The sequence below is a fragment of the Microcoleus sp. B4-D4 genome, from assembly GCF_036705185.1.
In the GTDB taxonomy this organism is placed as follows: domain Bacteria; phylum Cyanobacteriota; class Cyanobacteriia; order Cyanobacteriales; family Microcoleaceae; genus Microcoleus.
Map to the genome: position 1 here is coordinate 47,237 of NZ_JAUBTX010000010.1, position 12,483 is coordinate 59,719.

Here is a 12,483-nt window from a genome sequence, read left to right on the forward strand (position 1 = left end):
TGAGATTTGAGAGGAAACCGACAAATCTATCCAGGGGTATAAATAAGGATATCTCGGTCTGGGGAATGCCGATCGACTGATCGCACCAAATCGCCACATTCCATGACAACATCGGGAAAATAACGGTAGAATTCCTTTAATAACTTGCGATCTGGCGATGACATCAACACTTTACCAGCAAATTCAGGAACTCTACGACGCTTCTAGCGGTTTGTGGGAACAGGTGTGGGGCGAACATATGCACCACGGTTACTACGGCGCGGATGGGAATTTGAAAAAAGAGCGCCGACAGGCTCAGATAGATTTGATCGAAGAATTGCTCGGCGAGGCTGGAGTACCGTCAGAGAAGGCACTCTGCGAACCTTACCGCATTTTAGATGTCGGTTGCGGAATCGGCGGTAGCACGCTTTATTTGACTCAAAAGTTTAGTTCGATCGCCCAAAATAATTTAAAGTCGGATGGTGAGGTCGATCGAGATTTTGGGCGATCGACCGAACAAAACAAAACGGGCGCTAGCGTGACGGCCACCGGCATCACCCTGAGTCCGGTACAGGCCAACAGAGCGACTGAACGCGCTAAAATTGCAGGACTCGAAAGCAATGTTAACTTTTTAGTAGCAGATGCTTTGAATATGCCTTTTCCTGACGAGTCCTTCGACTTAGTTTGGTCCCTCGAAAGCGGCGAACATATGCCCGACAAAATTAAGTTTTTGCAGGAATGCTGTCGCGTGCTCAAGCCGGGAGGAACTTTGATGTTAGCAACTTGGTGTCACCGCCCGGTGGGAGAAACGGCGGGAGAATTAACTGATGCAGAAAGAAAGGAGTTAGCAGAAATTTACCGGGTTTATGCTTTACCTTACGTGATTTCTTTGCCGGAATATGAGGAAATTGTCCGCAGTTTGCCTTTTACCAATATTCGCAGCGCTGATTGGTCAAAAGCAGTTGCTCCGTTTTGGGATGTGGTGATCGATTCTGCATTGACTCCGAGCGCAATTTGGGGTTTGCTGACGAGCGGTTGGACGACGATTCAAGCAGCACTTGCTCTCGGATTGATGAGCCGGGGATATGCGAGCGGATTGATTCGTTTCGGACTGATTTGTGCTGTAAAATAAATCAGAAGGAAGAGGGAAGAAGGAAGAAGGAAGAGGGAAGAAGGAAGAAGGAAGTTCGGCAACGAGCAATGTACGGGATGTAACGGATGTAACGGATGTAAGTCCGTCGGAAGAAGGAAGAAGGAAGGAGGAAGAAGGAAGAGGGAAGAGGGTTCGGTTGATGATATTTATGGCGACAAGTTCAATTAAGTAAGGTGGATAATTTCCACTTTACTTAATATTATTTCTGGTGGGGGTGTGGGATTTATGGGCAACGATTCGATTGATAAGTCTTGGATTGATAAAGATCAAGATGGCTCGGCTCCGCAAAGTTGGGTGATGGCATTTTGGGAGTTTTCTCGGCCGCATACGATTGTGGGGACTACGTTGAGCGTGCTGGCTTTGTACGCGATCGCCCAAAGCGCACAAATGTTTGTGAATCCGATATTTTTGCCCCTTGTTTGTGCTTGGTTGGCTTGCATTTGCGGCAATATTTATATTGTGGGATTGAACCAGTTAGAAGATGTTGAAATTGATAAAATCAATAAGCCGTATTTGCCGATCGCCTCTGGAGCATTTTCTCAAAAAACTGGGGAATTAATTGTAGCTGTAACTGGAATTTTGGCAATTTTGATAGCTGTTTTGCAAGGGCCGTTTTTGCTGGCTACAGTTGGTGTTAGTTTGGCGATCGGGACTGCTTATTCTCTGCCGCCAATTCGGCTGAAACGGTTTCCTTTTTGGGCGGCGCTGTGCATTTTTACGGTGCGGGGGGCGATCGTCAATTTAGGGCTGTTTTTACACTTTAATTGGGTGTTGGGTTTGGGAAGGGCGAAAAGCGCTTTTTCCGGCTGGAGTTTGGATAGTGTGTCTTTTGCGATTCCTGCGGAAGTTTGGGTGCTGACGGTGTTTGTGGTGGTGTTTACTTTTGCGATCGCCATTTTCAAAGATATCCCCGATATGGAAGGCGACAAGCAATACAATATTACTACGTTTACGATTGAGCTGGGCAAGCCGGCCGTCTTTAATTTGTCTCGCTGGGTGTTGACAGTTTGCTATTTGGGCGCGACTTTGGCGGGAGTCATTGTCTTGTCTAATGTTAATTTAGTATTTCTGGCAGTTTCTCATTTTGTGGCTTTGGCTTTGATGTGGTTTTGGAGCGCGAAAGTTGATTTGGAGGAGCAAAAAGAAATTGCGGATTTTTATCAGTTTATCTGGAAGTTGTTTTTCTTAGAATATCTGATTTTTCCAGCAGCTTGTTTGTTAGGGTAGAAGTCAGTAGTCATTAGTCATTAGTCATTAGTCATTGGTTATTGGTTATTGGTTATTGGTTATTGGTTATTAGTCATCAGGAGGAAGGAGCATATAGAGTATTTAAGAATGGTTTTTTAGAAGTGCGAAATTCCCGCTGGCTTGGATATATTTCTGGTTTCTAGTAATATTCGGCACTTTGGTGCGAAAGCTCTCTGCATAAATACTTTCAGGGAAGAAGAAAGGAAGGAATAGTTAACAAATTAGAATCTGTTGGTAATTAGTTAAGTTAGCGAACTCCCAAACAACAAAGATAACTATGGCTTCTAAGAAAAAACTGCAAAAATCTGCCGTTAAACAGAGTGCTGAAGACTGTTTGAAAAGAGCTTGGGAACATCACCAAGCGGGGCGTTTGTTAGAAGCTGAAAATTTGTACCGGCAAATCGTAGAAGTCGAGCCGGATTCAGCAAACGTGCTTTGTTTGTTGGGAATAGCGCTGAGACAGCAGGGAAAAGTTGCTGAGGCGATCGACTTTTACGAACAGGCGATCGCCCAAAACCCCGATTTTGTAGAAGCACATTTAAACAAGGCCCATGTTTTGCTGGATGTTGGCGAATATCAAAGGGCGATCGCCAGTTACGAACAAGTTATCAAAATACAGCCAAATTCCGCACTCTCCTGCAATAAATTGGGCTGGCTCAAACAGCAATTAGGCGAAACAGACGCGGCACTTGTATATTACCAAGCAGCGCTTAAACTCGACCCAAACCTGGTTGAAGCCGCCCACAATTTAGGCAAAATATTTACAGAAAAAAAACAATTCAACGATGCAGCAACCTGTTATTTGCACGCTTTAAAAATAAATCCTAAATTGACATATTCTCTGCTAGGCTTGGGTAGAGTTTTGCAGCAACAAAATAAATTAACCGAAGCTCTCAACTGCTACCAGCAAGCTTTAGAAATAGAACCGCAAAATCCCGAGGCGCAAAATAATATCGGAGCATTTTACCACGAACAAGGCAATACAAAAGCAGCCATAGACCACTACCGACAAGCATTAAGCTTAAAGCCTGACTTCGTGGATGCTATTAACAACCTTGGACACGCATTGGTGGATTTAGGCAATTTTCAAGAAGCTTTTTATTGTCACCGTCGAGCCTTGGAATTACAGCCAGACAACGCCACCGCACACCTCGAATTTAGTTTAACTTTGCTGTTGTTCGGAGATTATCAGCGCGGTTTTGCTGAATACGAATGGCGGTGGCGCACTCCGACACTGCAACCGAGGCAATTTCTACAGCCGCTTTGGGATGGTTCGGATTTGCAGGGAAAAACTATTTTACTGCACGTCGAACAAGGCTTGGGCGATTCGATTCAGTTTATTCGCTACGCGCCAATTCTTCGCAGCCGAGGCGCTAAAATTATGGTGGCTTGCTATCAAGAACTGACGCGGTTGTTTGCGACTGTTGCCGGCATTGAATATTTATCAGTTAGTTTTGAGGGTTTACCAGTATTTGACGTTCACGCACCGCTGATGAGTTTACCCAGAATTTTGGGGACAACTCTCGAAACAATTCCCGCAAATATTCCTTATTTGACTCCGCCTGCTGAGTGCAAATTTGCGCTGGCTTCTGATGCCAAATTTAAGGTGGGAATTGTGTGGGCGGGGAATCCAACCAGGCGGAAAGACAATCAGCGATCTTGCAGTTTGAGCGATTTTATTCCGTTGTTTGAGGTGGCGGGAATTGCTTTTTATAGTTTACAAAAAAACTTGTCCGAGAGCGATCGCACTTTGCTCAATCACCACTTAGTGCCGGATTTAAGCCCGCACCTGAATGACTTGGCTGATACGGCTTCTGCTATATCTCAACTGGATTTAGTGATTAGTGTCGATACTTCTGTCGCGCACTTGGCTGGTGCTTTGGGAAAACCAGTTTGGGTGCTGCTTTCTTTTGCTCCTGACTGGCGCTGGCTGCTGGATCGCGAAGACAATCCTTGGTATCCAACTGCTAGGCTTTTCCGTCAAAGTCAGCCGGAAAGTTGGGGAGAATTGTTTCAGGATGTGCAGGCGGCTTTGAGTTTGTTGGCGATCGCCAATTCTACTACTTATTCCGAGGATAATACTAAAAATTTGTCCCTCGCAAAGACAGTCGATGCTGCGGCGCTGGAAATCACAAACGTTAGCTTGGTTGAGGATAGCCAAAAAATATTTTTGACAGCGGGCGAAGCGCTGGCCAACCGCGTAGCAATCGAGCAAATGCCGCCAATTGAAACATCTATTACTAGGGCGGCTAATGGGGAAAATTCGGCTGTTTTAGAGGATATGTTGCAGCAAGCCGAAAAGTTGATGGAAACAGGCGACAAGCAAGAGGCGATCGCCCTTTACGAACAAATCATATTTCTCGATCCAAATTGCGTTCAAGCCAGGATTAATTTTGGTTTTCTAAAACAAGAAAATGGCGAATTGGACGCAGCTATCCCGCATTACCGAGAAGCTTTAGCACTCGATCCAAATATTCCTCAAACAGCTTACAATTTGGCAAAGATTTTTGAGGAGCAAGGTCAAGTCGCAGAGGCGATCGCACATTACGAACAAGCTCTAGTCGCCGATCCTGATTTCGTACCCGCACTGATTAATTTAGCGGTGGCGCTGCAAGAAAAAGGCAAACTTTTAGAGGCTGTAAACCTCTACAGGCGAGCGCTGGAAATTCAGCCGCATAGCTGGGAAGCTTACAACAATCTAGCAACTGTTTTGCAAGAACAGGGCAATTTAGAAGATGCCCTAGAATATTATCACAAAGCTCTCGAATTGCTGCCGGATTTTGTGGAAGCTATTAACAATTTAGGCAGGACTTTTCTGGAAAAAGGCGCGGTAGAAGAGGCGATCGCCTGCTACAAACGGGCGATTGTTTTGAGTCCAGATCATGCTAGCGCTCACCTCAATTTGTCCTTGGCTTTGCTGTTGGCGGGAGATTTGGAAAATGGTCTGGCGGAGTACGAGTGGCGCTGGAAAATTAATGAATTTAAAATCGGTCATTCCTGTTTTTTGGCTGGGCCGGGAAATACAGTGGCGGCGAGAGAATACCGGCCGCTGTGGGATGGTTCCGATTTGCAGGGAAAGACTATTTTGCTGCACGCCGAACAAGGTTTGGGCGATTCGATTCAGTTTATCCGCTACGCTGCGATCGTCAAAAATAAAGGCGGTAGGGTCATTGTTGGTTGTTACCCGCAATTGCAACGTTTGTTTGCAACGGTTGACGGGATTGATTTGCTAATAGTTAGAGGCGAGCCACTGCCGGAATTTGACGTGCAAGTGCCGATGTTAAGTTTGCCCTATGTTCTGGGTACAACGGTGGAAACAATCCCGGCAAATACTGCTTATTTATCTGGGAATGCGGGTGCTAAATTTGGGCTTTTGCCCGATCGCAATTTGAAAGTTGGGATTGTCTGGGCGGGGAATCCCAAACACCGCAAAAATATGCAGCGTTCTTGCAGTTTAAGTCAGTTTCTGCCGCTTTTGGACGTTTCGGGGGTAAGTTTTTACAGCTTGCAGAAAGAGGTTTCCGAGGCCGATCGCGCGCTGTTGGATCGAACTCCGATCGTCGATTTGAGCCGGCATTTTGGGGATTTGGCCGATACTGCTGCTGCGATCGCCGAATTGGATTTAGTGATAGCCGTCGATACCGCTGTCGCCCATTTGGCGGGCGCTTTGGGCAAACCGGTGTGGATTTTGCTGGCGTTTTCGCCGGATTGGCGGTGGCTGCTGGAGCGCGAAGACAGTCCTTGGTATCCGACGGCGCGGCTGTTTCGCCAGCCCAGCAGGGGCGATTGGGCGTCGGTTTTCACTCTGGTGGCGCAATCTCTGGGCCGCCTGGTTTCCCCAGCCTACGTGCCTTTGGCGGCGGCGGATGCAGAGTTTCGCTCTGGCCGAAATTTGCAGATGCAGCGCAATTTTGGCGGTGCGATCGAATGTTACGAGCGGGCGATCGCGATCGATCCAAATTACGCCGCCGCCCACAGCAATTTAGGCGTTGTCAAACAGTACGTCGGGCGCTTGACAGAGGCGATCGCGCACTACCAACAAGCGCTAGAAATCGACGGAAATTTGGCGGAAACTGCGAGCAATTTGGGCAGCGCCCTGGCGGAAGCAGGGGAAAATGCAGAGGCGATCGCACAATACCAGCGGGCGCTGTCTTTGAACCCGAATTGCGCCGAAGCGATGATTAATTTGGGGCTGCTGCGGGAAGAAGAAGGGAATGTGGATGAGGCTGTAAAGCTTTATCAGCAAGCGATTCAAGTAAATTCTGATTGCGCGGCGGCTTATTTAAATTTGGGAATTGCTTTGGAGAAACAAGGGGAGGAAGCGGGCGCGGATTACGATCGCGCGATCGCAAATTACGAACGGGCGATCGAGCTCGATCCCAATTATTTCGACGCTTTGCACAACTTAGCATACGCCTCGATCCGGCAGGGCCGAGTTGCAGATGCGATCGCCTATTACGAACGAGCTCTGGCGCTGGAACCCGATTTGGCAGCAACCGATCTGGCTTTTGGGAATTGGCTGTCAAACCAAGATCGGTTAGATGAGGCTCTAGCCTTTTGCCAGCAAGCGATTCAAAAATATCCAGCCAGTGCGGGCGCTCGCTGCAATCTGGCAATTGTCCTGCACAAACAAGGTAAAATTCAAGATGCGATCGCCTGCTATCAGCAAGCTTTGAGCCTGAAATCCGACTTTCCCGAAGCTTTGAACAATCTCGCTAAAGCTTTTGAGGAAGCGGGAAAAATGACGGAGGCGATGGATTGTTACAATCGGGCGATCGAACTCAAACCCGGTTATCTCAATTCCCTCAACGGTTTGGGAAACATTCTGCACCAAAGCGGACAATTTGCAGATGCTGTCAACTATTACGATCGAGCAGTTGAATTCAATATTGCCAACCCCGAATCTCACCTAAATTTAGCTTTAGCATTGCTGCTGGCGGGAGATTTTCAGCGCGGTTTTGCAGAGTACGAATCCCGGCTAATAGTTGAAAAAAAACAGTTCCCGCAATACAACTTTCTCCAGCCGATTTGGGACGGCAAAGATTTGGATGGAAAAACAATTTTGCTTTGCCCGGAACAGGGTTTAGGCGATGCAATTCAATTTATCCGCTACGCAGAATTAGTCAAGCAAAAAGGCGGTCGGGTAATTGTTTGGTGTTTGCCCCACTTGCAGCGCTTGTTTGCAGGAGTTGCGGGAATCGATCAGTTGATAATTAGTCCAGAAGCAGCGCCGGATTTTCAAGTTCGCGCGCACCTCATGAGTTTGCCGCACCTCCTTGGAACAACCTTAGAAAATATACCCGCCCAGATTCCTTATTTAGCTCCGCCTCCCGGCGGGGAATTTACTTTCAAGCAAACTGCTAATTTGAAAGTAGGGATTGTCTGGTGCGGCAATACTAACAATTCACAAAATAAAGTGCGATCGTTTCCGCTCAATTTATTAGACAAAATATTAGATATTCCCGGAGCAGCTTTTTACAGTTTGCAAAAGGAAATGACAGCAGAAGAACGCGCTTTGTTAGAGCAAATGCCTATCACAGATTTAAGCTCTTATTTTCACGACTTTGCCGATACAGCGGCCGCAATATCGGCTCTGGATTTAGTGATTTCTGTAGATACTTCTGTGGCGCACTTGGCCGGTGCTTTGGGTAAACCCCTATGGATTTTGCTGTGTTTTGTGCCAGATTGGCGGTGGATGTTGGAACGGGAAGATAGCCCTTGGTATCCGACGGCGCGCTTGTTTCGCCAGTCAACAGCACAAGATTGGGAAGGAGTTTTAGAAGTAGTTGGTTTGGCGCTCCGAGAAAGAGTTACTCAGCATCAGCAATCTCAACCAATAATACAAACTCAGCTTAATTTTGACTTGGCTAAGCAACAGTTCGATCTGGGAAATCTGCTGAAGTCGCAAGGAAAATTTATTGAGGCGATTTCGTGTTTTGAAAAATCTTTATTTTTGCAGCCAAATTCGGTAGAGGTAGCCACCAATTTAGCGGTGACGCTGCATCAAACAGGCGATTTAACAGGTGCTTCAACATATTATCAGCGCGCAATCGAAATCGACCCAAACTGTGCTCTATCCCAAAATAACTTTGGTATTTTTCTGCAAGATCGGGGCCGTATAGACTATGCTATATCTTGTTTCCAAAAGGCGATCGCCCTAAATCCCCTTTACGTCAAAGCTCTCAACAATCTCGGCGCGACACTCCAGCAGCATGGCAATTTGTCAAGTGCGATCGCCTGTTTTAATCAAGCACTTTCCATCAATGCCAATTACGTGCCGGCCATCGTAAATTTGGGCGCGGCCATGCAAGCAACAAATCAGCTAGAAGAAGCTAAACGCCTTTATTGTCTGTCAATTGAGATAGAACCTGACAGCGCCGCAGGGCATTATCACCTGGGAAATCTATTCTTAGAAATGCACCAATTCGATCGAGCTTTGGTCAGCTTAGAAAAAGCCATAGCCTTACAGCCAAATTATGTAGAAGCGCTGAATAATTTAGGTACTGTTTTAGAAGCAAAGCACGAAGTAGACCGGGCAATTTCATGTTACAATCAAGCTATTAGTTTCGATGAAAATTGTGCTAAAGCTCACTTCAATTTATCCTTGGCGCTGTTATTAACAGGTGACTTGCTGCGCGGTTTTGCCGAGTACGAATGGCGCTGGCAAACCGATCAATCAAAAAAAATACAGTGGTTGAATTTCGATCGGCCGATTTGGGACGGTTCAGATTTGCATTCTAAAACTATTTTGATTCGCTGCGAACAAGGTTTGGGTGACGCAATTCAGTTTGTGCGCTACGCGGCAATCGTGCAGCAAAAAGGCGGCAAAGTAATCCTTTCTTGCTATCAAGAACTCAAGCGTTTATTCAAGCAGATTCCTGGGATTGAGCAAGTGGCGGTGCGGATGGACGAATTGTCCGATTTTCAAGTGCAAGTACCGCTGATGAGTTTGCCGCACATTCTGGGAACAACTTTAGAAAATATACCGGCAAATGTTCCTTATTTAGCAGCGCCGCCGAATTGGCAATTTTCCCTAAACTCCGTGAAGCGCAGCTATCCCGTAGGGAATCGCAATTTCAAAGTGGGGATTGTGTGGGCGGGAAGTTCGGAACATTTGAAGGATTTTGTGCGATCGAGTTATTTAAGCTATTTTCTGAAATTGTTTGATATTCCGGGCGTAAGTTTTTACAGTCTTCAGAAAGAATTATCGGCGGGCGATCGTACTTTGTTGACTCAAACTTCCGCGATCGATTTGAGCGACAATTTGAACGATTTTGCTGATACTGCGGCGGTGATATCGCAACTGGATTTAGTAATTTCTGTTGATACTGCTGTAGCGCATTTAGCCGGTGCTTTGGGTAAACCGGTATGGATTTTGCTGTGTTGTACGCCGGATTGGCGGTGGATGTTGCAGCGCGAAGATAGCCCTTGGTATCCGACTGCGCGGTTGTTTCGCCAGGAAAAATCGGGGGATTGGGATGGAGTGTGCGATCGGGTAAAAATAGCTTTACAAGAGTTAACAAAATCCTTGATTGCGAGTGAAACATCGCCATCTCCCAGTCTCGTCTCTGCCCAAAAACTGACAGCAGTTGATGTGGATTTTCACATAGCAAATGCTTTACGAAAACAAGGGAAACAAGCAGAAGCAGCCAGTCGCTACGAACAGGTAATTGTCGCCTCGCCCAACCACGCAGTAGCCCACAGTTATTTAGGTTATTTCAAACAGGAAAACGGGCAAATAGCTGAGGCTATTTTCCACTACAACAAAGCCCTAGAAACAAATCCCAATCTCAGCGAAACCAACTTATACTTGGGTTCCGCCCTCGAAGAACAGGGAAAAGTCGCAGAGGCGATCGAATTCTACAATAAAGCAATTCAACTATGTCCAGAATCACCAAATTGGCGTTTGAGACGAGCCTTAGCTTTGCTTTTAACTGGAAATTTTGAGCGCGGTTTTGCGGATTACGAATCGCGCTGGCAAACTCAAGAATTGGAAGCCAGATATTTTGAGCAGCCGCTTTGGGACGGTTCCGATTTGCAGGGAAAAACAATATTGTTGCACCCCGAACAAGGTTTGGGCGACACCATTCATTTTATCCGCTACGCATCTTTAGTTAAGCAAAAAGGTGGCAAAGTTATTGTGGCTTGTCATCTGTCGCTGAAGCGTTTGTTTGAAAAAGTTGCCGGGATCGATATTTTAGCAACAAAGCCGCCAGATTTGCCAGATTTTCAAGTACAAGCACCGCTGATGAGTTTGCCCCGAATTTTGGGAACGACTTTGGAAAATATGCCTGTAAATATTCCTTATTTAACAGTGCCAGAGGATTGTAAATTTTCCCTAGAATCAAACAATCAGCTAAAAGTAGGTATTGTGTGGGCTGGTGGGCCACTGCACCGCAAGAACAATGAGCGATCGTGTAAGTTGAGCGATTTTGTGAAGTTTTTAGATGTTCCGGGAGCGAGTTTTTACAGCTTGCAAAAAGATTTGCCAGCGAGGGATTACGCTTTATTAAATCAACAACAAATTGAAGATTTGAGCGAACATTGCGTTGATTTTGCCGACACCGCAGCGATTATTTCCCAACTGGATTTAGTAATTTGCGTAGATACTTCTGTGGCGCATTTAGCCGGTGCGTTGGGGAAACCGGTGTGGATTTTGCTGTCTTTTATGCCGGATTGGCGGTGGATGCTCGATCGCGATGACAGCCCTTGGTATCCCACTGTGCGGTTGTTTCGCCAGCAAAAAGCCGGTGATTGGGATGGCGTGGGCGATCGTATAAAAGCAGCCCTAGAACAGCTAATTACTCGTTACCAGGCTCTGCCTGGCAATGCAGATCCAGAGGCTCTGCCTCAAATTCAACCCCCAGAAACCCCGCCAAAAACAACAGGAATCGGCATCAGTTGGCCGCTCAGCATCACCAGCGGCTGGGGAATTTACGGCATGAATTTAACATTGCAACTGCTGCGAAATCCTGCCTGGGAAGTAGCACTTTTAGCACCGCCATCCATCACCTCAGAATCAATCAATCCGCTGCACAAATCGCTGTTATTACCTGCAATAGAAAAGCAGAAAGATTTTCAGGAATTAGTAACCGCAAATCCAGAAAAACAGATTTCCTGCAACTTTCCCGTACTTTATGGTTTGGGAAATAATTTAGTTTCGTCTGGAGTTGAGAATCAAATTACCAGCGCTTGTCAAGTAGGAGTCATCTTTTTTGAAGACACGCGAATCACAGCAGAAGCACTAGAAAAAGCCAAAAAATATAGCGTGATTGTCGCCGGTTCTAACTGGAATGCCGATGTTTTGAGAGGCTGCGGCTTGACGAATGTGGCGATGGTAAATCAAGGCATTGACCCGACAATTTTCCATCCTGCACCCAAATCTAATCTATTTGGCGATCGCTTCGTGATTTTCTCCGGCGGCAAACTAGAATATCGCAAAGGCCAAGACATTGTAATTGCCGCTTTCAAACAATTTCGCGCCAAACATCCAGAAGCGCTGTTACTAACAGCGTGGCACAACTTTTGGCCTCAATATATGCTGGGAATGGAACAAACCGGAAACGTTGCGGGATTTCCTAATATCAACCGCGACGGAAGTTTAGGAATTTCCCAATGGTTAGCAGCCAACGGTTTGCCAGTTGACTCTTTTATCGACATCGGCTTAATTCCCAATCACCTCTCAGGACAAATTTTGCGAGAAGCCGACTGCGCTGTTTTCACCAACCGCTGCGAAGGCGGCACTAATTTAGTCGCAATGGAAAGTATGGCCTGCGGAATTCCGACTATTTTATCAGCAAATACTGGCCATTTAGACTTGATTTACAGCAATATTTGCTATCCTTTATCGCATCAGGGACGAGTTAAACCGACTGCTCATTTTCCCGGTGTAGAAGGTTGGGGAGAGTCGGATGTTGCAGAAGTTGTTGAGGCTTTGGATCAAGTTTATACTAATCGCGAAGTGGCAAAAAATCGGGGTTTAGCTGCGGCTAATTTTATGCTCGATTGGACTTGGGAAAAACAAGTTAATCGGTTTCTTGATGTGATTGCTGATATGTAGATAATACTAAATTCCTGACTACAAACTTTCGGAAAATTGTTTG

4 protein-coding genes are annotated in these 12,483 nt (G+C 46.2%); 3 read left to right on the top strand and 1 reads right to left on the bottom strand.

Going from position 1 to position 12,483, the window contains the following annotated elements:
- Nucleotides 1-26: 26 nt before the first annotated feature.
- A complete protein-coding gene (locus QUB13_RS11095; protein ID WP_194065878.1) occupies nucleotides 27-164 on the bottom strand; it encodes a hypothetical protein in 138 nt (45 codons plus the stop codon).
- On the opposite strand from QUB13_RS11095, the gene QUB13_RS11100 reads away from it, so the two are divergent.
- The 3 genes from QUB13_RS11100 to QUB13_RS11110 all read left to right on the top strand — a co-directional run bounded on the left by QUB13_RS11100 (nucleotide 158) and on the right by QUB13_RS11110 (nucleotide 12,440).
- The gene (locus tag QUB13_RS11100) at nucleotides 158-1,111 is read left to right on the top strand and encodes a methyltransferase domain-containing protein (protein WP_333380606.1); all 954 of its coding nucleotides are present in this window, start codon (nucleotides 158-160) and stop codon (nucleotides 1,109-1,111) included. The two genes, QUB13_RS11095 and QUB13_RS11100, sit on opposite strands and share 7 nt — an antisense overlap.
- A gap of 246 nt (nucleotides 1,112-1,357) precedes the next feature.
- On the top strand, nucleotides 1,358-2,359 hold the full coding sequence (locus QUB13_RS11105) for a homogentisate phytyltransferase (protein ID WP_333380608.1): 1,002 nt from the start codon (nucleotides 1,358-1,360) through the stop codon (nucleotides 2,357-2,359).
- Between the two features lie 298 nt (nucleotides 2,360-2,657).
- On the top strand, nucleotides 2,658-12,440 hold the full coding sequence (locus QUB13_RS11110) for a tetratricopeptide repeat protein (protein WP_333380610.1): 9,783 nt from the start codon (nucleotides 2,658-2,660) through the stop codon (nucleotides 12,438-12,440).
- Nucleotides 12,441-12,483 lie beyond the last annotated feature (43 nt).

Bases quoted from the DNA above. Each gene is read 5' to 3' on its own strand.
- QUB13_RS11100 (WP_333380606.1), top strand. From the start codon at position 158: ATGACATCAACACTTTACCAGCAAATTCAGGAACTCTACGACGCTTCT.
- QUB13_RS11095 (WP_194065878.1), bottom strand. From the start codon at position 164: ATGTCATCGCCAGATCGCAAGTTATTAAAGGAATTCTACCGTTATTTT.
- QUB13_RS11105 (WP_333380608.1), top strand. From the start codon at position 1,358: ATGGGCAACGATTCGATTGATAAGTCTTGGATTGATAAAGATCAAGAT.
- QUB13_RS11110 (WP_333380610.1), top strand. From the start codon at position 2,658: ATGGCTTCTAAGAAAAAACTGCAAAAATCTGCCGTTAAACAGAGTGCT.